Genomic DNA, 23,941 nt, shown 5'->3' on the forward strand with positions numbered 1-23,941 from the left:
ATAAACATATTATTTCATCCACCGGAAAACGGAACCGTGCTGATCTTTGGGGCCGCAGCGGTGGATATCTTTAACCTGAGAGTATCCGACTCTCTTTCCGCAGTGAGGACTTATTAATGATTTCTACCCTGCTTATTTTCATTATTCTCGGTGTGTTCGCCGGGATTCTTGCCGGGCTGCTCGGCATCGGCGGCGGACTGGTAATTGTGCCCATTCTTGTGTTTGCGCTTCCGCCGCTGGGCATTCCCCAGGAACATCTCATGCACATTGCACTGGGAACTTCGCTGGCGAGCATTATCTTCACCTCGATTTCCAGCATGCGCTCGCACAATAAACGAGGCGCGGTCCGCTGGGATATCTTCAAGGCGATAACACCGGGAATCCTGCTCGGAACTTTTCTAGGCTCCCTGTCCACATCCTTCATGAACACCAATGTGCTCAAAGGCATATTCGTCATCTTTCTTTACTACGTTGCCTCCCAGATGCTTTTCGGACTCAAGCCCAAAGCATCAAGACAGGTTCCCGGGGGCAAGGGCATGTTTGTTGCCGGTAACGTGATCGGTATATTTTCCAGTCTCGTGGGAATCGGCGGCGGCACACTTTCCGTCCCGTTTCTGACCATGTGCAACGTTGCCATCCATACCGCTATCGGAACCGCCGCGGCCATCGGACTGCCCATCGCCATTGCCGGTACATCAGGATTCGTCTGGACCGGACTGGGAGTTGAAGGGCTGCCGCCATATTGTTTCGGTTATGTTTACCTGCCCGCGTTGATCGGAATCGTTTCAGCGAGTATGCTTACCGCTCCCCTTGGTGTAAGGCTGGCGCACAGTCTGCCCGTGGACAGGCTCAAAAAGATTTTCGCGATTCTGCTCATCATCGTGGCAACCAGAATGTTAATCTCTATCTTCTAATTATATAAGGAGTTTTTAAAATGAAAGAAGTACGCGACAATGCCCGTGAACTCATGAAAGGCTACTGCAAAGTATGTCCTGTGTGTAACGGTAAGGCCTGTGTGGGAGAAGTTCCCGGCATGGGCGGCCTCGGGACCGCTTCCAGCTTCAAGAATAATGTGAAGGCACTGGAAGATCTCAAGCTCAACATGCGCACCATCCACGAGTTCAGCGAGCCCGACACTTCCGTGAACATCATGGGTATGGACCTTGATATTCCGGTAATCGCCGCTCCTATCGGCGGTGTTGAGTTCAACATGGGCGGTAAGATCAGCGAACTTGACTACATCACCTCCAAGCTCAAAGGCTGTAAGGAAAAAGGCATCATCGGCTGTACCGGAGACGGTGTCCCGCCCTTCATCCATGAAAGCGGTTTCTCCGCCATCAAGGATGTTGACGGACACGGCATTCCCTTCATCAAGCCCTGGGAAGAAAAAGAGCTGAATGAAAAGCTTGAAAAGGCTCAGGAAACCGGATGCAAAATCATCGGAATGGATATTGACGCCGCCGGACTGATCACACTGAAGAAGATGGGACGTCCCGTGACTCCCAAATGCATGCGCAAGCTGCGTGAGATCATCGATTCAGTTGATGCGGACTTCATCCTCAAGGGCATCATGACTCCTGACGAAGCACGCATGGCCATTGACGCGGGAGCCAAGGGAATTGTTGTTTCAAACCACGGCGGCCGGGTGCTGGATTCCTGTCCCGGAACAGCGGAAGTGCTTTTCGAAATCTCACGGGCTGTTGCCGGACAATGCGCCATAATGGTTGACGGCGGAGTCCGCACCGGAATTGATGTTCTGAAAATGCTTGCCCTCGGAGCGGATGCGGTAATGATCGGCCGTCCTTTCTCGGTTGCAACCGTGGGCGGACTTCAGGAAGGTGTTGAAAAATACATCGATCAGCTGAAAGCGGAACTCACCGCCGCAATGGTTCTGACCGGAACCGAAAAAGCCGGATTTGTGGATATCAGGGTTCTGTACAGATAAGATTCAGGCTGCCGGATTATTCCGGTTGAAGACCCATCAAAAGTATCAGCCCGCAACACTCAAGGGAGTTGCGGGCTGTTTTTTATGCATCCGTTATTTCTTGGGGGGCAATGAACATGTTTCACTACAGCATGTGCCCTGCAGGAAACCTGTGTAAGTGTAGAAAATACGCTCAATCTTGGCTCTTCTTTCCGGCGGAAGCGGTTTGCGATCGTAATCAGCGGTTTTCTCCATCAGTTCTTCATAGCTCGGAACGGCTCTCATGCCGTGGGCAAGTGTATCTCCCGATATCGCGTCCAGCAGGAAAGCGTCCATGGAATCGCTGATCACAACGTACGGCACTGGCCCGCCCTGAAACAGCTTCCCGGCGCAGACGGCTTCACGCTCGTAACTGCCCACATCACCAGCACAGAACATGACCAGCATCACGGGCAGCTTCTCTTTATTGTAGACCACCAGATCGATAGTCCGGCATATTTCCTCGCCATCTATATCAAAACAGAGATCGACTTTTGCCTCAAGGGAATCCTTCGGATAGCCGAGTTCCTCAACCAGCATTCTGGCCAGAGCCTGCCGGAACTCCTCATAAGTCGTTTCATCTATTTCTTCTCCGCTCAGGTAATCCCGCAGCGTTCCACCCATACTGACTTCATGCATCTTATGCCTCCAAGGGGCTGGCAGCGACAGTTCGTGAAATCCATAAAACCGCTGATTCAAATATCCCGGTCTGAAGCACCGAAGCTGTCGTCATGTTTACTTAATTGTTTCAGCCAAATATATAGCCATCCTCCCCCATTGTGCAAGAGGGAACAAAAAAGAAAACCCCGCCGGCAGAATGTGCGGGCGGGGATACGGATGTTTTGCGATGGAATTTACATTTCTTCCAGATTCACTCCGCTGGTTTCTATCCTGAATATCCATGTGACCACGGCCCCGAGAAGTGAGCAGCCCACAAGAACACAGAGAATCACCCCGGTACCGAAATCCTTGATCAGTACGGGAAAAAAGAATGCGGTGGCAACTGCGCCTATTTTGGCGAATGAAGCGGCAAGCCCCGCTCCCTTACCCCGCACATGGGTGGGAAAGACCTCCCCCGCCAGCAGATAGGTTATGGCGTTGGGACCCATGTTGGTCATGAAACTGAAAAGCATGAATCCACTGAAAAGGAGAGTAATGGACATGGATGAACCGGAGTCCATTGTCATGGACATGGAAGCAAGAAAAAGTCCCGCGGCGCAACCGATGAACCCAGCGACCTGAAGCTTGATCCGCCCGACCTTGTCCGCCATCAGCACAGCGGCGATGATACCGATCAGCAGCAGGACATCAATGAACGCAGCACCCTTGGCGGCAAGCATGTCGTTATGGATGAGGTCCGCGACATTGCGCGCGTGGACAGCCTTGGCCCCGATGACCGATCCCAGAATCGTAGGCGTGAAAATTCCTATTCCGTATGTCGCCAGATCCTGCAGAAACCACGGAACCGAAGCCAGAACAGTCGCCCTGAGATTCCTGCCACGAAACAGCTCAAGGTATGAACCCTTTCTCCTGCTTTCTTCTGCACATTCACAGGCTGGCGGGGCAATCCTGATAACTTTCGGATAGCTGGGATTCCTGTTCAGCAGTCTGTGCAACTCTTTCTCGGCTTCCTCTATTCTGCCCTTGCATACAAGCCAGTGGCTGCTGTCCGGGATATAAAACCTTCCCACCACAACCAGAACCGCCGGAATGATGGCTGTCCCGTACATATAACGCCAGGCTGAAAGCTCTGGGGCTTTATAGAGAATGAGATAGCCGATAGCCGTACCCGTCAACGCGCCAACAGCCTGAAAAGCGAATGCGCTGAGGACAAGCCGCCCCCGGTCCGTGCTGGGAATTGATTCGGAAATGACCATGTGGGCGGTGGGATAATCACAGCCGAGCGCAAGCCCCATCCCGAAAAGAAATGTGACCAGCATCATAAAACTTGGGCTGAATATGAGGGCTATCAGGCAGGCTACAAAAAGCACCATTTCCACTATGAACATCTTTTTGCGCCCATAATGGTCGGCCAGACCTCCAAGGGCGGTGGCTCCGATAAGGATACCGAAAAGGGTCGCCGCACTCACCGCCCCCTTCTCCATTGCCCCCAGCCCGAATTCCCTGACTATCAGCGGCAGGGCAACCCCGGTCATGAAAACAACCATGCCTTCGAAGAATTTACCCGCGGAAGCCAGAAACCAGATCCGCCACTGCATGGATGTCATGGGAGAAGACGGCGCGCAGGTTCCGTCAGCCCAGAACGGCGTCTCATCTATATATTCCTGAACCGATCTCGCAGCCACCTGGCCGGATTGACCGTTTGCCGCCATGAGTCCACCCCCCGGATTTTCTTCCATTGTGATTACCCTTACTTATAGCAGATGTATTTTCGGTTGTCCTTTCAAAGTAATGTTTCTTGCCGGATACATCACCGGATACATCAATTAAAGCCGACCTGCATTGCGGCACAGTGACGAAATGCGGAAGCAACCGTCAATATGGATAAAAAAGGGCGCTCCCGCTCTCCGGCGGACAGACACTACGGCTCAATGAGAATAATTTTCATTTTCTTCTTGACCCAACAACAAACACTGGATAGACGTCAACTGAACCCGATTTTGAAAACCCTTATCAATCATTTAACGGTAATGGTTAAAACAGATCACTCACCTTGCAAGTGCTCTGAATTACGAACATGACATTAAATTTCCTGTCAGCTTACAGCCAGGAACTGACAGTAACAAAATACTAACCAAATAATAACAATGCGGCTTTCACAGGGTCTGAGAGGGCTTTGCGTTCAACCTTAACAGTTAAATTCAAAGCAGTGGAAACTGCAGGCGGAGAGAAAATGACTAAGAACATGGATCTTTCAAATATTCTTAGCGGCAGAAATTATTCACTTGTGGGTTTTGATGCGGACACAACCGGTTATGCTGAAAAGCTCCGTAAAATGGGCTTTGTGGAAGGCACTCCCATCAGACTTGCTCCGGTAAAACTTTCCGACCCCATGGTTTTCCAGATTCGCGGAAGCCGGGTGGCTCTCAGAAGAAAAGAAGCAATGCAGATCAAGGTAAGGGAGCTTTAAAATGCACAGGATTGACAGAATAGCCATAGCAGGCGTCCCCAACAGCGGTAAAACCACACTTTTCAACGCCCTGACCGGATCACGGCAGAAAGTGGGCAACTGGCCCGGTGTAACAGTCGAAAGAATTGAAGGCAGCTTCACTCTTGGGGGCAGCTCGGTAGAACTGGTGGACCTTCCCGGAACCTACAACCTCAGCCCCGACACGGAAGATCAGAAAGTCGCGGAACGGGTTATCCGCGCCGGTGAATATGACATGATCATCAATGTGGTTGATGCCACCAACCTTTCCCGCAACCTGTTCCTGACCATGGATCTCAAGGAGCGCACCGACCAGATCGTAATCCTCCTCAACATGCTTGATGTGGCTGAGAAGGAGGGTCTGGACATTGATGTGGATAAACTCAGCGAAGAACTGGGGCTTCCGGTTATTCCGGTAATTGCGGTAGACAGGGCATCCGTGAGCAAAGCCGTTGAAGAAATAGCGGCCAAGGCACAGAAACTGCCCGAACACGATACCCATCCCACCCGCGCGGAAGTGATGGACACAGTTCAGAAATACGCTTTTATCGACACAATCTATCAGAAAGTCCTCAATGAAAACAAAGACCCCAATGAAAGTTTCACCAACCGGGTGGACCGCATTGTAATGAACAAATTTGCCGCGATTCCTGTTTTTCTGGCTTCAATGTTCCTTACTTTCTGGTTTGCCATCGGGCTGGGTTCCGTGTTCATCGATTTCTTCGACATTACTGCCGGACTTTTCTTCATTGACCTGCCCGCGGAAATGCTGGGGAATATAGGCGCACCGGAATGGGTAACCGTGACACTGGGCGGAATCGGCGCGGGTATCCAGACGGTTGCCACCTTTATTCCGGTTGTATTCTTCATGTTTCTGGCTCTGGCCATACTCGAAGACTTCGGTTACATGGCCCGTGTTGCGGTAGTAGCGGACCGCTTCATGCGGCGCATCGGCCTGCCCGGTTCAGCGTTTATTCCCATGGTCGTAGGTTTCGGGTGTACTGTTCCCGCTGTTATGGCAGCGCGCACACTCAGCACAAAGCGTGACCGCTTCATGACTATCTTCATGGCTCCGTTCATGTCCTGCGGCGCGAGGCTTCCGGTTTACGCATTGTTCTGCGTGGCCCTTTTCGGAGCGTACTCCGGCCTTGCGGTATTTCTCATTTATCTCTCCGGACTGGCCATGGCCATATTCACCGGATTCCTGCTCAAGAACACCCTTTTCAAGGGCGAATCATCACACTTTGTCATGGACCTGCCCCACTACCATGTGCCGCGGGTCGGCGCTGTTTTCAAAAGTGCGTGGCTGCGTATGAAAGGATTCGTAAGACGCGCGGGTGTTATTGTAGTAACCGCCGTATTTGTCCTTTCCATGCTGAACTCCGTGGGTATCGATAACGGTCAGGTGAGCTTCGGCAACGAAGATTCCCAGAACTCGGTACTTTCCATTGCCGGTAAATCCATCTCACCCATCTTTGAACCCATGGGCATTAAAAAAGAAAACTGGCCCGCATCCGTGGCCCTTTTTACCGGACTCTTTGCCAAGGAAGCAATTGTCGGAACAGTCAACTCGCTCTACTCCTCAATGGAAGCACAGGAACCTGTTGCAGCCGATGCTCCCGCGGAAGAAGAATCCGTTGATATCGGCGCGACTGTAACTGAAGCGTTCACCACCGTCGGCGAAGGTCTTGTCGGACTGGTCAGCTCTGTCGACCTGCTCGGAATCGGGCTTATAGGCGAAGACAGCGCCACCATTTCAGAAGAAATCGGGGCGGACACATCTGTCTACAAGCACCTCGCCGCCAATTTCACCGTATTCTCCGCTTTCGCGTATCTCCTTTTTGTACTCATGTACTTCCCCTGCCTCGCAGTAATCGGGGCCACCCGTCAGGAAATGGGCGGCTTTTACTCTGCCGTAATGGCCATGTACTGCACCGCTCTCGGATGGTCCGTGGCCACCCTGTTCTATCAGGTAACTGAAGGCAAAAACATGATCTACATTGCGATCGCGCTGGCGATTCTTGGCGGAATCTACGCAACCCTGAAATATCTCGGCAACAAGGAATCTGAAAAGATAGACGTGTTACAGCCTTTGAATCTCTAGATAAGACCACACAAAGTACGGCAGTACAGTCTCTATATAAAACCCTGTACCTCCAATTGCCGTCATGCAAGGCCGGAAAGTTATGAAGCTTCCCGGCCTTTTTGTTGTAGGACAGTAAACAACCTTCCTGTGGGGTTACACCCCCAAAGGGGGGTGTAACCCGGATATCGACTCACGGGATAATAAGCGCCAGCAGCATTCAAGCAGTCAATTAAACTTCAACATGCCGAGCCACACCCCTGAAAGGACAACATAAAGAAGCCCCGCCGCCAAATGGCAGCGGGGCTTCATTTAATTTTCACATCGCAGCCAGACGCCTTACGGCATAATCTCTCCCACCTTCAGGGCGAAGTCGAAAATACCGGCGGGCATCATTCCGAGACCGAGCACGAGCACGGAAAGCACTGCCGCGCCAGCAAAGCTGAAAGCGGAAGTATCCGGCAGCGGCTGGTCCTCAGCGGCATCCTTGGTGTAGGCATGGCGGACCATTCCCAGATAGTAGTAAATGGAAATCGCGGTGTTGATACCGGCAATTATGATCAGCCAGTTGTAACCGTGGTTCCAGCCGGCGGAGAACAGGAACAGCTTGCCCATGAACCCGGCCATAGGCGGCAGTCCAACCAGAGCGAACGAACCTACAGCAAGGGCAAAGGCCAGTGCCGGAGCACGCTTGTGCAGTCCGTTAAGATCATCCAGCTGAAGGTTGCGTCCGTCAACGGAGACACGGCTGACTACCCAGAAACAGGTCAGGTTCATCGCAACGTAGGCAAGCGCGTAGAATGACGCCGCTGCCAATCCTTCCGCTGTCCCGGAAACCAGACCGATCATTATGTAACCGGCATGGGCCACCGAGGAGTAACCGAGGATACGTTTAACGTCACGCTGTACAAGCGCGGACAGGTTGCCGAAAGTCATGGACAGTGCACCGAGCACGGCAATGATGGTGGTTATGTCGTACCCCGGCTTGAACATGGCGGCGAGGCGGATCAGAATAACCACTGCTCCGAGCTTGGGCAGGGTTGCCACGAAAGCGGCGGTTTCATTACTCGCGCCTTCATAGACATCAGGACACCAGAAATGAAACGGGAATAAGGCCAGTTTGTAGAACATACCACCGAGAAACAGGACCATGCCCGTTACAGCCATGGGGGCCGCCTGGAAGGTCCATGTCTTCTGCACCAGTTCAGAGAGGTAGGTGGTGTGCATCCCGGCAAGTATGTAGGAGAAGCCGTACAGGGCAAGGACTGTAGAGACCGCTCCGAAGAGAATGTATTTGATTGCCGCTTCCGCAGCACCCTTGTCCTTGGCCCGCAGCGCGATGATGGCGTAGAGGGCATAGGAAGAGAGTTCAAGCGCAAGGTACATTGTTATAAGCTCAACGGCCGAGGCAAGCATCATCAATCCCCAGGCGCAGATCGCAAGGAAAAGAAAGTAATCGGACCGTTTCTCGTAATCCAGAGTCGGCTGGCGGGTGGCGTTCAGAACTGTCACGCAGAACCCCACGGCAACGGCCGCCTTGAAGAACTGGGACAACCCGTCCACTTTATAGGCCCCCTTGAAGACCAGTCCTTCCTGCCCAAGCGAAAGCAGGGCCACCACGACTCCCACTGCCGAAGCAACAGGAAGCCATACACCGACATTTTCACGCATTTTCGCACTGCCCACGGCCTGCACGAACAGCAGGGCAATGATCAGGAACGTGAAAAGTTCCGGCATGAATAAATGTGGTTGCATATCCATATCAATTTCTCCTGCTGTTTACTTGATGATACCCTTGAGGGAATTAAGGGCCAGCTTCATGGGCTCTTCCTTTTCAATGGAAACAATCTTAGCCCCTTCCTTAACATCCTTCTCAAGCTTGATCAGGGAAGCGTCCATCACCTTGAAGCAGAGTCCCGGAGCAAGTCCTATATAAAGGACAAAGACCGCCGGAACCGCAAGGTAGGTCCATTCTCGGAAATTGAGATCCGCCCATTCCTTCCACGAAGTGGGACGGCCCCAGGCCAGCTTGAGGGAAATACGCAGCATGTAGGCCGCGGCGACCATCGCGCCGGGAACCATCAATGCGCCGATCCACGGATTCTGTTCGAACGCGCCCACAAAGACGAGTATCTCACCCACAAAGCTGTTGGTTCCGGGGAATCCGAAGGATGAAAGCGCGAACAGTCCCCAGAAGAACATGTATGCGGGCATGTATTTGCCAAGGCCGAGGTTGTCGCTGATTTCACGGCTGTGGCTGCGTTCATAGACCGCGCCGATCATCATAAACAGTCCGCCGGTGGTGATACCGTGGTTAAGCATCTGGAAAAGAGCACCCTCGAATCCCCGCAGGTTGAACAGGAAGATACCAAGAGTGACAAATCCCATATGCCCCACCGATGAATAAGCGATAACCTTTTTGATATCATTCTGCCCGAGAGCCACTACACCGCCGTAGATGATACCCGCGATAGAAATGGCTATCATGAACGGAGCAAAGTATTCACTGGCGGCGGGAGTCAGAGGCAGGTTGAAGCGCAGGAAGCCGTAAGTTCCCATTTTAAGCAGAACCGAAGCCAGAATAACCGATCCCGCTGTCGGAGCCTGCACATGAGCCGCGGGCAGCCATGTGTGGAATGGGAACATGGGTACTTTGATGGCAAATGCCAGTGCCAGTGCCAGAAAAGCCCAGAACTGGAATCCGAAAGTAAAGTTGTACTCCATGAGTTCCGGAATGGAGAACGTTCCGCCCACCACTCTGAAAGCGACAATCGCAACCAGAAGCAGTGCCGAACCCGCGAGGGTGTAAAGGAAGAACTTCAAGGAAGCGTAACGCTTCTCCGGTCCGCCCCATACAGCGATGAGCAGGTACATGGGAATCAGCATGGCTTCCCAGAAAACATAGAACAGCACCAGATCAAGGGAGGTAAAGACACCCACACATGCCGCGGTCATAAACAGCAGGCAGAAATGGAACTCCTTGACCCTTTTCTGTATATAAGTCCACGAACAGAGCACACACAGGGGCAGGACCGCGATAGTCAGTACAACCATCAGGAAGCTGATACCGTCCGTCCCCAGGTAATACTCCACTCCCCATCTTGCCACCCAGTCAGTCCGCTCAACGAACTGAAAGGCCGCGGATTCCAGTTTGAATCCGGCAAAAAGAGGAAACGAGAGCGCGAGCTCTATGACTGACACGATCAAGGTGTAAACCCTTATGTTGTTGTCGCCACGGAGGAAAAAAAGTCCGATGGCGGCAAGCAGCGGGAAGAACACCAGAACGGTCAGAACCGGATAAGCTACTTCTTGCATTGCATTCTCTCCAGTTTATTTAAAAATGCCTTCGGCGACCCTGCCGGGGGCCTTAAACCCTTTTCCAAAAGGGTTTAAGAATCCCAAAACGTTTTATTATGACTTCGTCTCCATTGATGCGATATGTTGGAACTCATAGTTTCATCAAGGGACGCAGAACTTAATATTTTCTCAATTATCAATATACCCGAGAGCGAAAACCCGATGGGGATTCCAAAGGGCCGCGGGCCTTTTGGTCCCGCTGAAAGCGCCCTCGGAGAGCCGCCGGGGGCCCCCAAACTTTTTCAATAGGGCTTTGCCGTTTTGTAAGGCAATTTTGTCTCAATTTATAAATGCTTTATCGCTAAAACCCGCGAAGCTTATTAAAAGTTTTAGGAGAGTCTTCGGCGACCCTGCCGGGGGCCTTAAACCCTTTGAAAAGGGTTTAAGAATCCCAAACTTTTTCAATAAGGCTTTGCCGCTTTGTAAGGCAATTTCTCCTTACTATTATTAATGCTTTCTCGCTAAAACCTGCGAAGCTTATTAAAAGTTTTAGGAGAGTCCAGAGAACCCTTTTCCAAAAGGGTTCTTTGGCCCTCGGAGAGCCCTCGGAGAGCCGCCGGAGAGCCGCCGGAGGCCCTAACTATCCAAAGTACCAGACCAGCCCGTACACACAAAGCGAGATAACTACAGCCATACCGAGGTAATCCTGTAATCGTCCGGTCTGCATCTTAGCCCCTGTCCTGCCGATATTACGCACCGTGTAAGCGGTTCCGTCCACAACCGTATCGATACCCTTGCGGTCGAACCACGATGATCCGGACGCGGAATTCATCAGCCACTTGAGGCCAATTACTCTGTAAACAGTGGTCCAGACCGAATCCACGATGGCGATCGGGCGGCAGACCAGCAGCAGCCCCATGTTCCCGACAAAGCGGTAAAGCTTGTCGAAATCAAGGTTGCGTCCGTGGTGCGGCACGATGATTTTACGCATGATCCAGAAGCCCGCTCCGGTGAAAGCCAGCAGCATGGATGCCTGCAACAGATGCCAGGGTGTGTAGGGATGATAATCAACCGGGAACGGCAGCAGCTTGTAGAGCATCTGCGGGTAAACACCCTGCGCAAAACAGAGAGTCGCGGCAATTCCCATGGCCACATACATGTTTTTGGGGATGGGATTAAGCTTCACATCCGTGCGCGCGGGCTTGTTCCAGAAAGCGAAGTAGGGAAGCTTGATACCAACCGAGAGGAACGTACCCACTGCCGCGATCTCAAGTCCTACGGCCAGCAGGGTGTGATGCGATTCCGCGGCCCCGGTAATGGTCATGGTTTTGGAGATAAAACCGTTGAAGAAGGGCATACCGGAGATGGAAACTGCTCCGACCATGTACAGAAGCATGACGATGGGCAGCTTTCCGACCAGCCCGCCGAGGCGGTCAAGGTCAGCGGTTCCCACAGCCATCATCACAGTACCCACTCCCATGAAAAGGAGCCCTTTATAAAGGATATGCGCGTAAGCGTGGGCGATGGCCCCGTTAAGGCACATGGCGGTTCCGATACCGATCCCCGCAACCATGTAACCGACCTGCGACACAATGTGATACGAAAGGATTCGCCGGGCATTGTTTTCCATGGACGCGTAAAGCACTCCGTAAACCGCCATGATTGTTCCGGCCACCGCGAGGAGGTAAACCCCCGCAAATCCACGGGCCAGAACGTATACGGCAGTCTTGGTGGTGAATGCGCACATGAACACCGCGCCGGGAATGGTTGCTTCGGGATACGCATCAGGAAGCCATGCATGAAGCGGAACCACAGCGGCGTTGACGCAGAATCCGATCAGGATCAGCCAGTCGTAGTAGTGTACAGCCTGCGGGTCCACCGGCAGAAACGCGAATGTCCCTGTCTCGTGGTAACGCAGAAGCAGTCCGCCAAGCAGGAAAAGCCCGCCGAGCATATGGAACAGGAAATACCTGAATCCGGCAGCCGATGAAGTCTTGGTGCGGTGCAGCCAGACCAGAAAGGTTGAGGCCACAGCCATCAGTTCCCAGAAAATGAACAGGCTCAGATAATCACCGGCAAAAACACAGCCGAACGAGCCTGCAACGTAAAGGGCCGCGGCGGCGTGGTGCGCCTTGTCATCCATGTGCAGGGCATAGATCATGCCGATAAGCGACTGGATGGCAAAGACGTTGGCGAAGACCAGCGAAAGCTTGTCCACCCTTCCGAGCACCAGAACATTGCCAAGATACGGGATGACTCCGAAATTGCCCATGGTGGCGGTAAAGACCACCGCGATGGCAATCACAGGCGGAATCAGCAGGAAGTATTTCCACTGCCTGCCCCGGAAAAAAGGCAGAGCCACAGCCAGAGCTATAAAAGCCAGAGAGGGGTGGAGGAATCCGTTAAGTGTCATTGTCTTCTCCTTTCTCCTCCGGTCCTACTAGAAAAGGTTGGATAAGCACCTTCATCACAAAGACCATTCCCACCGAAACCACCAGAGCGAAGCCTTCCCAGAATCCCGGGTAGATATCGTAATGATATTCGGCATGATGAGGGTGTATGAAAAAGTTGAGGATCACCAGCACCGCGAGGAAGGCCGCGAACAGTATCTTCCAGAACTTCATATTCTGCGTGCGCTGGGTTTCGAACCAGTTTCCAAGTTTTTCTTTCATGGCGGTTCTCCTTAGAATTTACCGAACACGTTGATGAAGTTCAGGAAAGTCTGGGGATAAAGCCCCAGCCAGACCGAAATCAGGGCCGTGGTAAAAAGCGGAATAACCATGCATAGCGGTGCTTCGCTGTACTGCTCTATGTTCGCACCTTCCGCTGGGGCCTTGAAGAAAGCCCGGTAGACGATGGGACCGAAGTAACCCGCATTGAGCAGGGTACTTGCCAGCAGTGCAATCAGCAGCCCCCACTGCCCTATCCCGACAGCACCCTTGACCAGATACCATTTGGTCGCGAATCCACAGACCGGAGGTACACCGATCATGGAAAGGGAGGCGATGGCAAAGGCTCCGAAAGTCCACGGCATTCGACGTCCAAGCCCGTCCATGAGGCTGATCTTTTTAAGATGTGTAGCCACATAGATGGCTCCGGCTCCGAAGAACAGGGTGATCTTGGAGAAAGCGTGGTGGGCGATATGCATCAGCCCGCCCTGCACCGCTTCCGGAGTAAGCATGGCGACACCTATAATGATGTAGGAAAGCTGGCTTACAGTTGAGTAGGCGAGCCGGGCCTTGATATCGTCCTTGGTCAGGGCGATGAGTGAAGCCGTAACGATGGTAAAAGCCGCGAGGTAGGCTGTAGGCAGTCCCAGTCCCAATTTATCCATGAGATCAACGCCGAAGCCGGAGAGGATGACACGGGAAACCGAGAACACACCGGCCTTAACAACTGCCACCGCATGCAGCAGCGCGGATACCGGAGTCGGCGCGACCATCGCTGAAGGGAGCCAGTTGTGAAACGGCATGAGCGCCGCTTTTGCCAGACCCGCGATGTAAAGCACGTAAGTTACGGTAACCAGCATGGGATCGGCATCCGCCGGGAAGATTCCCTGCGCCACGTCACCGAGATGGAAATCAAGTGTTCCGCAGAGCACATAGGTCAGGACCATGGCCGGAAGCAGGAACAGCTTGGAAGTACCCATCAGGTAGACCATGTATTTCCGTGCCCCGCTGAATGCCTCATCATCCTGATGGTGGGCAACCAGTGGATAGGTGAACACGGAAATGATTTCATAGAAAAGGTAGAGGGTGAAAATATTGGCCGAGAAAGCCACGCCGACCGCACCGAAAATGGCTACCGCGAAACAGAAATAATATCTGGTCTGGGCATGCTCATTGAGACTCCGCATATAGCCTATGTTGTAGCTTGTTGCGAAAACCCAGAGGAAAGATGCGATAAGGGCGAACACAAAGGCCAGCCCGTCAGCGGCAAAGGAGACATTAACACCCGGGAAAAGAGTGAACAGGGTGTATTGGATGATGCGCCCTTCCAGTACATCGGGGACCATCGAGGCCACCGAGATAAAAGTCAGTATCCCGGCCCAGATGGATACGGCCTCGCGCCTGTTGATGCTCTCCCGGAAAAACCAGATGAAGAACGGAGCCACGAGGGTGATGCCAAGCGGAATCAGGATGCGCGAACTGGTGATGAATTCTGTAGCTACTGTCATTTACTCACCCTTTCAGCCTTGATACTGCATCGGTTTCAGCAGTCTTGAACCGTTTTGCCACCACAACAATGATAGCCAGTACAAGGGTCGCTTCAGCAGCGGCCAGTCCCATTACAAAGAGTGCGGCGATCTGCCCCACTGCGCTCCCGGCTTCGGTAAGCTGGGTGGCGGACACGATGGACAGCCCGGCCCCGTTGAGCATCAGCTCCACGGAAATGAGCATACCCACCAGTGACTTGCGCCAGACGATGCCGTACAGGCCGATCGCCAGCAGCAGAAGCGCCACAAGTTGATACATCAGCAGAGGACTCATTGAATCTTCCTCCCTTTCTTTTCAAACGCCAGCAGAACGGCTCCGGCCATTGCCGCCAGCAGAACCACTGAAATAAGCTCGAAGGCGACCGGATAGTCCTCCAGAAGGCCTTTACCTATTTGAGTCAGCGGGACTTCCACGGGCAGGTTGATGGACGCGGGCTGAAATTTGACCAGAATAAAACCGATTACGAAAACCGGTAAAATAAAAGTCAGAGCTGACAGAGCGGATTTGCCCGGTCTGCGGGAACCCGCTTCAACTCCATGTTCGTCAGCCTGGGTAAGCATAATGGCGAAAAAGATGAGCACACAGACAGCCCCCACATAAATGAGGATCTGCATGAAGGCCATGAACGGTGCCGCCATGAGCATGTACATTCCGGCCACCCCCAGCAGTGAAGCTATCAGCCCCACCATGGCCCGGACCAGACTGTGCGCGCCCACGGCCATGCACCCGCCGCCCAGAATAAGCAGCGTGTAGATAGCGAAAGCGACTTTAGCGAGCAGTTCCATCATGAGTCAGTCCTTGTTGAGTTTTCAGACGGTTCAGCTTCAGCCTTGTTTGATGATCCGGCAGACTTGTCCGCAGCGGCGGATTCGGCCTGCCCTGCCAGCCTTGCCAGCAGATCCATCTTCAATTCCTTGCGGTCAGTGACGGTCAGGTACACATTGGATGAATACCTGAGAGAATCGACCGGACAATTCTCCACACATGAACCACACAGTGAACAGAGTGAAAAATCATAAAAAAACTTTGCCGGTTCCTTGGGAGCCTTGGGCTTCTTGACTTTTTCGCCGCGCTCCTCAGCTTCCTTCATCGCCTGAACCTCGGCCTCGGTGGGCTTGGGAGCCTTGGCCTTGACCACAGTCAGGCATTTGCTCGGACATGCGGTGACACACATCATGCAGGCGATACATTTGGGCTTCGCGGGGTCTTTGGGTTTACCGACCAGCTCCAGCGGACCGCGAAATCCCTCAAGCTGTTCAGGAGTAACAGTACGGCGCGGGTAATGCACCGTAACGTTCTCATCCATGAAATTCCTACCCGTGACTTTCAAGCCCACAACCAGGGACCAGAGAGAAGTCACGTTATCTACAAACTTTTTGATTGCACTCATATTTCACCTGATGCCTTCGGCGACCCTGCCGGGGCCCTCGCGGTGCGCCCTGCCGGGAGCCTTAAACCCTTTTAAAAAAGGGTTTAAGAATCCCAAAACTTCTTATTAAGGCTTCGCCGCCGTTGACGTTAATCTTTCAGTGAAAGCCCCTCAGGGATTCCAAAGGGGCTTAGTCCCTTTGGCCGCCGGAGGCGAAATCTTTCATCCAATAGCGCGCAGCGCATCAGACGATCTTCATCACAAACGCTGTTACGAACAGGTTGAACAGAGCCAGAGGCATGAGCCACTTCCAGTTGATATTCAGGAGCTGGTCGAAACGTACGCGCGGATAGGTCCAGCGCAGCCAGATCATGACGATCAGCAGCAGGTAGACCTTGAGCAGGAACCACCATGCGCCATCGAAGAACGGCCCCTGCCAACCGCCGAGAAACAGTGCCGCGGCAACCGAACAGACCACAATCATGTTTGCGTACTCGGCAAGGAAGAACAGTCCAAATCCCATGCCGGAATATTCAGTATGGAATCCCGCGGTCAGTTCACTTTCAGCTTCGGGCAGGTCAAAGGGGGCGCGGTTGGTTTCACCCAGCGCGCTCACAAAATAGACGATGAAAGCAAGAGGCTGCAAAAACAGGTTCCACTGCCACGGCCAGCCGCCCTGCCCTTCAACAACGGTGCTGAGGTTCAGGCTTCCGGTCATGAAAGCAATGGCAAGCACAGAGAGCAGCAGCGGGATTTCGTAGGCGACCGACTGGGCCACCGCCCTTGCCGCGCCGAGTATCCCCCATTTGTTGTTAGAACCCCAGCCTGCCAGACATAGGGCGAGGACATTCAGACCGGAGAAGGCCAGAATGAGCAGCAGGCCGAGGTTCATTTCCATTCCGGTCGCAGTTGGACCGAAAGGGATTGGGAGGAAGAGAAGTAGTACCGGGAAAAATGAAAGAACCGGAGCCATCCAGAAAAGGAGTTTATCTGCTCCGCAGGGGGTAAACAGCTGTTTACCAATCAGCTTAACAGCATCGGCAAGTGGCTGCAGGAGCCCTTGCGGCCCTACTTCGTAAGGACCGGGCCTGCGCTGGACGAATCCAGCAATCTTACGCTCAAGGTAGACCAGAACAAGTCCGTTCAGCCCCACGAAAGCCGCGATAGCCACCAGCGCGATGAGCAGTTTTATAAGTTCAACCGGTATTTGAGACATACGAAGCTCCTGACTACCTGTCGATTTCGGGGATTACCATGTCAAGACTGCCGAGAATGGCAACCGCATCAGCCAGCATTGTGCCTCTGGCGCATTCGGCGAACAGAGACAGGTTGCAGAATCCGGGGGCACGCAGCTTGATCCGGTATGGAGTCTTGCTGCCGTCACTTACGATATGAATGCCCACCTTGCCCCTTGCACCTTCGGTACAGAAGTAAGCCTCTCCGGCCGGAGCTTTCCATGTCGGCTTCGGAGCCTTCTTTATAATGTGGTCGCCCTCGGGAATCTGTTCGATAGCCTGCTCGACGATATTGAGGCTCTGCTCTATTTCATCCATGCGGACCATGTAGCGGGCCATGGCATCGGCTTCATAATAAACCGGAACCTCCCACTCAAAACGGTCATAGATGGAATACGGTTCCGCCACACGGGTATCATGCTTCACACCCGCGCCGCGGATCAACGGCCCGGTGGCCCCGTAGCGGTTGCACATGTCAGCGTCCATGTAACCGATCTCTTCAATCCGCTTACGCAGAATGATGTTGTCGGTAACCAGATCCTTGTACATGGGCAGGCGGTCACGCAGCCGTTTGATGAAATCGCGGCATTTATCCACAAACATGTCATCAAGGTCATGCACAACCCCGCCGAAACGGAAGTTGCTGTAGGTCAGCCGGGCTCCGGTGACCTTCTGCATCATGTCCATGAGGATTTCACGGTCATCAAAGCCGTACATGATAGGAGTAAATGCACCGAGATCCAGCAGGTACGCGCCCCACCAGAGAAGATGCGAGGAAATGCGGTTCAGCTCGGTGGTGATGACCCTGATGTACTCAGCCCGCTCGGGAACCTCTATACCCGCCAGCTTTTCCACCGCTCCCACATAAGCATGGTTCCAGGCCAGAGGATGCAGGTAGTCGACACGCCCCATATTGGGGATGAACTGAACCCACGTTTTAACCTCGGCCATCTTCTCGTGCATACGGTGCAGGTAACCGAGAATAGGCTCGGCCCGCACTATGTACTCACCATCCAGCTCAAGGATGACCCTGAGGACACCGTGAGTGGAAGGATGCTGAGGACCCATGTTCAGAATCATGGTGTTCTCTTCCGCACCCTTCTCGAAGTGGTTGGTGTAAAAATCACCTTCAGGAAATGTAGTCATAATCTCGTCCTGTTGGTTTGAATGCCTTCGCGACTCTGCCGGGAGCCTTTAGCCTTCGGCGACCCTGCCGGGAGCCTTAAACCCTTTTGATTCGCCACTTCCTGTGGCTCACCTCTTCGAGGTGTTGCCTTTAGTGGCAACCCCCAAATCTGCTATCCTGCAGATTTGTAAAAAAGGGTTTAAGAATCCCAAAACTTTTTATTAAGGCTTCGCCGCTGTTGACGGTAAATCTTTACAAATAAAGTTTATTGTGGCTGCCTGTTAAAGGGAGCACTTGCAATTAAGTCCTGCCGTTTCGACGATTCCCGAAAGCGAAAGCCCGATTGGGATTCCAAAGGGCCGCGGGCCTTTTGGTCCCGCTGAAAGCGCCCTCGGAGAGCCGCCGGAGGCATTAACTACCCGGACTCTTCATCCGGCTGCTCTTCATCGAAAAGGGTGAATGCTTCTTCCTTGAAAACAATCTGACCGGGATTGAGCACTTCACGCAACGGCTTGCGGGTCTTTTCATCCTTAAGCAGCACTCCGTTGGGTGTTTCAGGATCAAGAAGCAGTGGAAGCAGATTGGGATGTCCGTTGAATTTCACGCCGTGAAAATCGTTGCACTCCCGCTCGTGCCAGTCGGCTCCCTGATAGATGTGTGAAATGGTCGGCACTTCCGGTTCTTCCCTAGGGGCAAGGACCCTGTGCGCCACACGTCCCGGCTTTGTGAAATGGGCATAGTGGTAGGTGATCAGAAAACCTTCAGCCACATCAATGGCATCTATGTTCTCCAGATGGTAGGCCTGATCCAGCATGGCCCGCGCGGCCTGCTCTATATCCTCCGGCAGCAGAAAAACATTAAAGCTCACCCCTGAGTTTTCAACACTGCCTTTGCCGACCATCAATGGACTGACCGGAAGATTGAAATCTTTCCCCATCATCTGGCACGCTCCTTCTGCAAATCCTCAGGTACAGGCCACCAGCGTTTACCGGTCACTTTCTCCTGAATCTGAAATAAACCTTCCAGCAATGCTTCGGGCCGCGGCGGACAGCCGGGTACATAAACATCAACCGGGATAAGCTGGTCCACCCCTTCCACTATTCCGTACTGGTTCTTGAATTTGAACGGTCCGCCTGAAATTGCACAGTTTCCAAGGGCCAGAACCCATTTCGGGGCAGGCATCTGTTCATAAAGGCGAACAACAGCCGGGGCCATCTTTTTAGTGACTGTACCGGCCACGATCATCAGGTCCGCCTGACGTGCGGAAGGACGGAACACCTCCGCGCCGAAACGGGCCATATCAAAACGGGCCATGCCCACCGCCATCATCTCAATAGCACAGCAGGCCAGACCGAAGGTCATGGGCCACAGCGACATGGAGCGGCAGATGTTCATGGCATCCTCTGCCAGCTCCAGACGCACAAGCCCGTCTTCGACCTTGTGCCCGCCGGGAGTCAGGAAATCTTGCGGGGCCATGTGAAAACTCCTTTTTTCCAGAAATATATGATTGCGATTGCCAGAACCGACAAAAATCCGGCCACTTCGATAAAAGCAAACAGGCCGTCTGCTTCGTGATACCAGGCTGCCACCGGGAAGAGATAGAGCACGTCCACATCGAAAGCCAGAAACAGAAGAGCATAAACATAATAGCTGATACCGAACTGATTCCAGGCCCGACCGTGTGGTTTCATACCGCACTCATAAGGCATCCCCATATCTCCCCCTTTGGCTCTGGGAGCGACAAGGGCGGACAGGATCAAAGGCCCGCCGGCGAAAAGCAGACCACCTACCAGAAACATGATAATGGCAAACTGGAGCCAGTCGAAAACCATCCTTCCACCTCTCTTACGATTTTGAAATTAATATTACTAAAAACATACCTGACTGGTTCCTGATTACACCAGTCTGAAAAAAACAAAAATTATTTCAGATTCTTCCTGCAACAATTTTTTAATTAAATCTATCTCACCAGCTATTTATAGTGTCAAGGTGCAGAGCCCGAAACAACAGTTCAAAGCAGTTTAAAATAATAGATAGTTAAAACATTCACATCTTTTTAAATTTAAAATTCAAAACATTACATGAAACAGAAAGTCATAAATAAATTTTGAGCTACTTTTACCACATTTATGAGCATTAACAAGGGGTTTTCCATCGTAAAAAGATGACACAGTAGGTAATTATACATGCACATCCCTGTATATTTAAGGATTCATGATTAGTATTTTTTTTCACAATTACATTTTCATACCAGATGCGTATCAAATCGACACAAAGATGCGTGTCAGTGTCAAACCATGCATAACTGCCCACAAAAAAAGTGTTTCTGCCCAAAATGGCAGAAACACTTAACAACGCATTCGCATCTACGCGACAAATGGATACACTCAAAAAACAGCTATGAGTCAGATAAAATCAAAAGAAAAGCGGTTTTAACAGGCGGGAAAAAGAACGAATCGGTTATTTTCGATTCATGGGTCCTGCAAGCGAGGCTCTCCTGCGGGACTTTGATTTATAAATTTATAAACGGACCGGCCCTGCACTTGAATAAAAACGGTAACTCACTTCTCTGCACTCCTTGACCCGGTACATGGCATCATCCGCCATTCTCACCAGCTCCTCCGCCATCGAAGCGTCATGAGGGTAGCGGCTTATGCCGATTGATGCCCCGATGTTGCATGAGATGCCGTCAAACTGAAAAGGCTTTTCCAGACATTCAATGAATGTTTCAGCTACGCGGGCAATATTTTCCACCTCTCCCGGACGTTCAAGCAGCACACAGAACTCGTCACCGCCCAGTCGAGCGAAAGTGTCCGAGGAGCGAAGCCTTGCCCTCAACCTGCCTGCAACTTTCGCGAGAAGCAGATCCCCGGCATGATGCCCATAGCGGTCATTGACTTTCTTAAAGTCATTGAGGTCGATAAAAAGAAGGGCCAGTTCCTGTTTGAAGCGGACCGCATTGGCGATGGATTTACCCAGCCTGTCGAAAAAGAGGTAACGGTTCGGAATGCCGGTCAGCGCATCCAGAGTCGCCTTCTCCTGTAAATCCATTTCGCATATTTTACGGTGTGTTATATCCTCAACAACACCTTCTACGTAGAAATCTCCATTCTCTTCGAACAGCCTGCTGCTTTCCGAAATCCAGATCAGGGAGCCATCCTTGCGTCTGACCTGCATTTCATAATCATTCAGAGACTTCTCTTTCATCAGTTTTTTCACATAAACAGGACGCTCTTCAACCTCAACATACACTGTATCCAGATTGACGTTATCAATCATGTCCTGAGGGGAGTCATAACCCATTATCCGCGCAAGTGCGGGATTGACCTCGATAAGCCTGCCCCCCAGAGTGGAACGGAAAATACCCTCTACCGCGCGCTCGAATATATTCCTGTATTTCTCTTCCGCCTTACGCAGGGCCAGCTCGGTCCGCTTTCTCTGCGCGATTTCTTTCTCGAGCATATCTTTCTGGTGCTTGAGCTCCAGAAAAACAGCAACCTTGCCCCGTAAAATCTGGGGGTCAACCGGCTGGGTGAGAAAATCCACGGCCCCGGCATCATAGCCCATGCGGGCATACGTGGGATCCTTGTATATGGCGGTCAGAAAAATTATGGGGATCAGGCGGCATGCTTCTATTTTCTTGATCTCCCTTGCTGCTTCATAGCCGTCCATACCAGGCATCTGAACATCAAGAAGGATCAGGGCGAAGTCATTCTCCCGGCAAAGCTCAACCGCCTCATTTCCATCAAAAGCGGTATACACTTCAAGCCCGTCAGACTTGAGCACTCTGGCCAGCAGATTAAGGTTCACTGCATTATCATCAACGAGCAGTATTTTGAGAGTTTTTTCCATAACCTGCTGAATAATACATTTCCAAAAAAGTTAAAAGACCCTGTTGCTATTTTTTATGGAATGAAGGCATCTTTTTACATCTTGTTTTATCTATGTTTTAGAAGTATTTATTAATATATTTGTAAATCTGTTCCGCTGCCGGAGGCATCAATGACACAATCCCGACACTACACTGTTACCGGTGGAGCCGGATTCCTTGGCTCAAGACTATGTGAAAAACTTTTGGAACTCGGCCATGAAGTTCTTTGTGTGGACAATTTCTATACCGGCCAGAAATCCAATATAGTAGCAATGCTGGACAGCCCGTATTTCGAAATGATGCGCCATGACATCACTTTTCCACTCTATGTGGAAACTGATAATATTTTCAATCTGGCATGTCCCGCATCCCCCATCCATTACCAGTTCGACCCGGTGCAGACCACAAAGACTTCTGTTCACGGGGCTATCAATATGCTTGGTCTGGCCAAAAGGGTTAAGGCTAAGATCTTTCAGGCCTCCACATCAGAAGTATACGGTGACCCTACCTGCCATCCCCAGAAGGAGGATTACTGGGGAAATGTGAATCCCATCGGCCTCAGGGCCTGCTATGATGAGGGGAAAAGATGTGCAGAAACCCTTTTCTTCGACTACTACCGCCAGCATGGCCTGCTCATAAAAGTGGCCCGCATATTCAATACTTACGGCCCGCGCATGGCGGTAAATGACGGCCGTGTGGTATCAAATTTCATTGTTCAGGCCCTGAAAAATGAGTCCATAACCATTTACGGAGACGGCTCGCAGACCAGATCATTCTGCTATATTGACGACCTCATTGACGCCTTTATCAGGCTTATGAATTCCGATGATTCATTCACCGGGCCCGTCAACCTCGGCAACCCACGGGAGTTTACAATCAAGGAACTGGCCGAACTGATAATTGAAATGACCGGATCGTCTTCAAAACTGGAATACCGTCCGCTCCCGGAAAATGATCCCTGCCAGCGGAGACCGGATATTTCCCTCGCGCAAAAGGAACTGGACTGGACCCCCACCACACCTCTGGAAGAAGGTCTGAAACCCACTATCGAATATTTCGACAGCATCCTGTAAGGCGGTTATCAGCCCATTCACCGGCGTTACACTTTTTACAGCAGTAACGGACGAACATTGCAGTCTCAGGACTTGGGCAATGCGTCCGTGGGACTTGCCGAGTTTGAGTGGCGGCTTTAGGATGGAAATTATTTTTAAGCTAAAAAAGAGGATAGACTTTTAAATACATAAGAGCCCTTGGCAGGTGCAACGCTAGGGGCATGGCTATGGCTGGTTCGCAATAAAAAGCACCCCACCGGCCAAGCGGGGTGCTTTCATTTCAAAAACATATTTCACGACAGAATGTTTACCGTGCATCACACCCTGGATCGGACAAGACCTTGCGGACCATTTCAGGTTCCTGAGAAATAATTTTAAGGTAAGCTCTGGTTGGACCTTCAGGTGTTCGGCGTTTCTGCTCCCAGTGTCGAACTGATGACAGAGAAAGCCCGAATGCCTTTGCAAAACCGATCTGCGTCATATTTAGCTTTTCGCGAATACTGCGAACATCTACTTCTTCTGGAATATTAACGTTGTACTCAGACTCATCCATTTCACCCTTGGCAATGGAAACTGCCTGCTCAAGGCTTTTGAGGATACGTTCTCCGGCACTTGCCAT

At 51.9% G+C, this 23,941-nt stretch carries 22 protein-coding genes; 5 read left to right on the forward strand and 17 right to left on the reverse strand.

Annotated features, from left to right (window positions below; translation table 11 throughout):
* The first annotated feature begins 116 nt into the window (after nucleotides 1–116).
* Nucleotides 117–914, forward strand: coding sequence for a sulfite exporter TauE/SafE family protein (locus tag ACZ5PW_RS16175; RefSeq protein ID WP_464555569.1), 798 nt, complete (start codon nucleotides 117–119; stop codon nucleotides 912–914).
* Between the two features lie 20 nt (nucleotides 915–934).
* Complete coding sequence (locus tag ACZ5PW_RS16180; protein WP_464555571.1) at nucleotides 935–1,945, forward strand: alpha-hydroxy-acid oxidizing protein; 1,011 nt, start codon at nucleotides 935–937, stop codon at nucleotides 1,943–1,945.
* A 93-nt stretch (nucleotides 1,946–2,038) separates the two neighbouring features.
* Here ACZ5PW_RS16180 and ACZ5PW_RS16185 read toward each other — a convergent pair whose 3' ends face one another.
* Nucleotides 2,039–2,602, reverse strand: a complete 564-nt coding sequence (locus ACZ5PW_RS16185; protein ID WP_464555573.1) for a type I restriction enzyme HsdR N-terminal domain-containing protein — start codon at nucleotides 2,600–2,602, stop codon at nucleotides 2,039–2,041.
* Between the two features lie 215 nt (nucleotides 2,603–2,817).
* Entirely contained in the window at nucleotides 2,818–4,323 is a 1,506-nt protein-coding gene (locus ACZ5PW_RS16190; RefSeq protein ID WP_464555575.1) for an MFS transporter, read from the reverse strand.
* 494 nt (nucleotides 4,324–4,817) lie between these two features.
* Here ACZ5PW_RS16190 and ACZ5PW_RS16195 point away from each other — a divergent pair, with 494 nt between their 5' ends.
* Complete coding sequence (locus ACZ5PW_RS16195) at nucleotides 4,818–5,054, forward strand: FeoA family protein (protein ID WP_464555576.1); 237 nt, start codon at nucleotides 4,818–4,820, stop codon at nucleotides 5,052–5,054.
* A 1-nt stretch (nucleotide 5,055) separates the two neighbouring features.
* Entirely contained in the window at nucleotides 5,056–7,176 is a 2,121-nt protein-coding gene (feoB, locus tag ACZ5PW_RS16200) for a ferrous iron transport protein B (RefSeq protein ID WP_464555578.1), read from the forward strand.
* Between the two features lie 318 nt (nucleotides 7,177–7,494).
* Here the strand turns inward: feoB and ACZ5PW_RS16205 are convergent, their stop codons facing one another.
* The 14 genes from ACZ5PW_RS16205 to ACZ5PW_RS16270 all read right to left on the reverse strand — a co-directional run bounded on the left by ACZ5PW_RS16205 (nucleotide 7,495) and on the right by ACZ5PW_RS16270 (nucleotide 22,251).
* A complete protein-coding gene (locus ACZ5PW_RS16205; RefSeq protein ID WP_464555581.1) occupies nucleotides 7,495–8,916 on the reverse strand; it encodes an NADH-quinone oxidoreductase subunit N in 1,422 nt (473 codons plus the stop codon).
* A gap of 18 nt (nucleotides 8,917–8,934) precedes the next feature.
* A complete protein-coding gene (locus ACZ5PW_RS16210; RefSeq protein WP_464555584.1) occupies nucleotides 8,935–10,470 on the reverse strand; it encodes a complex I subunit 4 family protein in 1,536 nt (511 codons plus the stop codon).
* A gap of 622 nt (nucleotides 10,471–11,092) precedes the next feature.
* Nucleotides 11,093–12,865, reverse strand: coding sequence for a Na(+)/H(+) antiporter subunit D (locus ACZ5PW_RS16215; protein WP_464555588.1), 1,773 nt, complete (start codon nucleotides 12,863–12,865; stop codon nucleotides 11,093–11,095).
* Nucleotides 12,855–13,124 (reverse strand): hypothetical protein, encoded by a 270-nt coding sequence (locus ACZ5PW_RS16220; protein WP_464555591.1) that lies wholly within the window; start codon nucleotides 13,122–13,124, stop codon nucleotides 12,855–12,857. Before ACZ5PW_RS16220 ends, ACZ5PW_RS16215 begins: the two co-directional genes overlap by 11 nt.
* A gap of 11 nt (nucleotides 13,125–13,135) precedes the next feature.
* The gene (locus tag ACZ5PW_RS16225) at nucleotides 13,136–14,629 is read right to left on the reverse strand and encodes a monovalent cation/H+ antiporter subunit D family protein (protein ID WP_464555592.1); all 1,494 of its coding nucleotides are present in this window, start codon (nucleotides 14,627–14,629) and stop codon (nucleotides 13,136–13,138) included.
* A 4-nt stretch (nucleotides 14,630–14,633) separates the two neighbouring features.
* The gene (gene nuoK, locus ACZ5PW_RS16230; protein WP_464555594.1) at nucleotides 14,634–14,942 is read right to left on the reverse strand and encodes an NADH-quinone oxidoreductase subunit NuoK; all 309 of its coding nucleotides are present in this window, start codon (nucleotides 14,940–14,942) and stop codon (nucleotides 14,634–14,636) included.
* Nucleotides 14,939–15,457, reverse strand: coding sequence for an NADH-quinone oxidoreductase subunit J family protein (locus ACZ5PW_RS16235; RefSeq protein ID WP_464555596.1), 519 nt, complete (start codon nucleotides 15,455–15,457; stop codon nucleotides 14,939–14,941). The genes nuoK and ACZ5PW_RS16235 overlap by 4 nt, the downstream gene beginning before the upstream one ends.
* Entirely contained in the window at nucleotides 15,454–16,059 is a 606-nt protein-coding gene (locus tag ACZ5PW_RS16240) for a 4Fe-4S binding protein (RefSeq protein WP_464555599.1), read from the reverse strand. The genes ACZ5PW_RS16235 and ACZ5PW_RS16240 overlap by 4 nt, the downstream gene beginning before the upstream one ends.
* Before the next feature lie 223 nt (nucleotides 16,060–16,282).
* Nucleotides 16,283–17,254 carry an NADH-quinone oxidoreductase subunit NuoH gene (gene nuoH / locus ACZ5PW_RS16245; RefSeq protein WP_464555602.1) on the reverse strand — a complete coding sequence of 324 codons (972 nt, stop codon included), beginning with the start codon at nucleotides 17,252–17,254 and terminating at the stop codon, nucleotides 16,283–16,285.
* A 13-nt stretch (nucleotides 17,255–17,267) separates the two neighbouring features.
* The gene (locus ACZ5PW_RS16250) at nucleotides 17,268–18,419 is read right to left on the reverse strand and encodes an NADH-quinone oxidoreductase subunit D (RefSeq protein WP_464555605.1); all 1,152 of its coding nucleotides are present in this window, start codon (nucleotides 18,417–18,419) and stop codon (nucleotides 17,268–17,270) included.
* A 395-nt stretch (nucleotides 18,420–18,814) separates the two neighbouring features.
* Complete coding sequence (locus tag ACZ5PW_RS16255; RefSeq protein ID WP_464555607.1) at nucleotides 18,815–19,339, reverse strand: NADH-quinone oxidoreductase subunit C; 525 nt, start codon at nucleotides 19,337–19,339, stop codon at nucleotides 18,815–18,817.
* Nucleotides 19,336–19,875, reverse strand: a complete 540-nt coding sequence (locus tag ACZ5PW_RS16260) for an NADH-quinone oxidoreductase subunit B (protein WP_464555610.1) — start codon at nucleotides 19,873–19,875, stop codon at nucleotides 19,336–19,338. The genes ACZ5PW_RS16255 and ACZ5PW_RS16260 overlap by 4 nt, the downstream gene beginning before the upstream one ends.
* Nucleotides 19,854–20,231, reverse strand: coding sequence for an NADH-quinone oxidoreductase subunit A (locus ACZ5PW_RS16265; protein WP_464555612.1), 378 nt, complete (start codon nucleotides 20,229–20,231; stop codon nucleotides 19,854–19,856). The genes ACZ5PW_RS16260 and ACZ5PW_RS16265 overlap by 22 nt, the downstream gene beginning before the upstream one ends.
* Nucleotides 20,232–20,919: 688 nt before the next feature.
* Complete coding sequence (locus ACZ5PW_RS16270; protein ID WP_464555614.1) at nucleotides 20,920–22,251, reverse strand: two-component system response regulator; 1,332 nt, start codon at nucleotides 22,249–22,251, stop codon at nucleotides 20,920–20,922.
* A 150-nt stretch (nucleotides 22,252–22,401) separates the two neighbouring features.
* Here ACZ5PW_RS16270 and ACZ5PW_RS16275 point away from each other — a divergent pair, with 150 nt between their 5' ends.
* Nucleotides 22,402–23,343, forward strand: a complete 942-nt coding sequence (locus ACZ5PW_RS16275; protein ID WP_464555616.1) for a UDP-glucuronic acid decarboxylase family protein — start codon at nucleotides 22,402–22,404, stop codon at nucleotides 23,341–23,343.
* A gap of 286 nt (nucleotides 23,344–23,629) precedes the next feature.
* On the opposite strand, the gene nadS is transcribed toward ACZ5PW_RS16275, so the two are convergent.
* Nucleotides 23,630–23,941, reverse strand: a complete 312-nt coding sequence (gene nadS / locus ACZ5PW_RS16280) for a NadS family protein (protein WP_464555619.1) — start codon at nucleotides 23,939–23,941, stop codon at nucleotides 23,630–23,632.

This window comes from Maridesulfovibrio salinus (assembly GCF_055394525.1).

Coding starts and splice junctions, on each gene's coding strand:
- nuoH (WP_464555602.1), bottom strand. CDS start 17,254: ATGTCTCAAATACCGGTTGAACTTATAAAACTGCTCATCGCGCTGGTG.
- ACZ5PW_RS16215 (WP_464555588.1), bottom strand. CDS start 12,865: ATGACACTTAACGGATTCCTCCACCCCTCTCTGGCTTTTATAGCTCTG.
- ACZ5PW_RS16205 (WP_464555581.1), bottom strand. CDS start 8,916: ATGGATATGCAACCACATTTATTCATGCCGGAACTTTTCACGTTCCTG.
- feoB (WP_464555578.1), top strand. CDS start 5,056: ATGCACAGGATTGACAGAATAGCCATAGCAGGCGTCCCCAACAGCGGT.
- ACZ5PW_RS16185 (WP_464555573.1), bottom strand. CDS start 2,602: ATGCATGAAGTCAGTATGGGTGGAACGCTGCGGGATTACCTGAGCGGA.
- ACZ5PW_RS16175 (WP_464555569.1), top strand. CDS start 117: ATGATTTCTACCCTGCTTATTTTCATTATTCTCGGTGTGTTCGCCGGG.
- ACZ5PW_RS16235 (WP_464555596.1), bottom strand. CDS start 15,457: ATGATGGAACTGCTCGCTAAAGTCGCTTTCGCTATCTACACGCTGCTT.
- ACZ5PW_RS16265 (WP_464555612.1), bottom strand. CDS start 20,231: ATGGTTTTCGACTGGCTCCAGTTTGCCATTATCATGTTTCTGGTAGGT.
- ACZ5PW_RS16180 (WP_464555571.1), top strand. CDS start 935: ATGAAAGAAGTACGCGACAATGCCCGTGAACTCATGAAAGGCTACTGC.
- ACZ5PW_RS16210 (WP_464555584.1), bottom strand. CDS start 10,470: ATGCAAGAAGTAGCTTATCCGGTTCTGACCGTTCTGGTGTTCTTCCCG.
- nadS (WP_464555619.1), bottom strand. CDS start 23,941: ATGGCAAGTGCCGGAGAACGTATCCTCAAAAGCCTTGAGCAGGCAGTT.
- ACZ5PW_RS16220 (WP_464555591.1), bottom strand. CDS start 13,124: ATGAAAGAAAAACTTGGAAACTGGTTCGAAACCCAGCGCACGCAGAAT.
- nuoK (WP_464555594.1), bottom strand. CDS start 14,942: ATGAGTCCTCTGCTGATGTATCAACTTGTGGCGCTTCTGCTGCTGGCG.
- ACZ5PW_RS16255 (WP_464555607.1), bottom strand. CDS start 19,339: ATGATGGGGAAAGATTTCAATCTTCCGGTCAGTCCATTGATGGTCGGC.
- ACZ5PW_RS16195 (WP_464555576.1), top strand. CDS start 4,818: ATGACTAAGAACATGGATCTTTCAAATATTCTTAGCGGCAGAAATTAT.
- ACZ5PW_RS16260 (WP_464555610.1), bottom strand. CDS start 19,875: ATGGCCCCGCAAGATTTCCTGACTCCCGGCGGGCACAAGGTCGAAGAC.
- ACZ5PW_RS16240 (WP_464555599.1), bottom strand. CDS start 16,059: ATGAGTGCAATCAAAAAGTTTGTAGATAACGTGACTTCTCTCTGGTCC.
- ACZ5PW_RS16270 (WP_464555614.1), bottom strand. CDS start 22,251: ATGGAAAAAACTCTCAAAATACTGCTCGTTGATGATAATGCAGTGAAC.
- ACZ5PW_RS16250 (WP_464555605.1), bottom strand. CDS start 18,419: ATGACTACATTTCCTGAAGGTGATTTTTACACCAACCACTTCGAGAAG.
- ACZ5PW_RS16225 (WP_464555592.1), bottom strand. CDS start 14,629: ATGACAGTAGCTACAGAATTCATCACCAGTTCGCGCATCCTGATTCCG.
- ACZ5PW_RS16275 (WP_464555616.1), top strand. CDS start 22,402: ATGACACAATCCCGACACTACACTGTTACCGGTGGAGCCGGATTCCTT.
- ACZ5PW_RS16190 (WP_464555575.1), bottom strand. CDS start 4,323: ATGGAAGAAAATCCGGGGGGTGGACTCATGGCGGCAAACGGTCAATCC.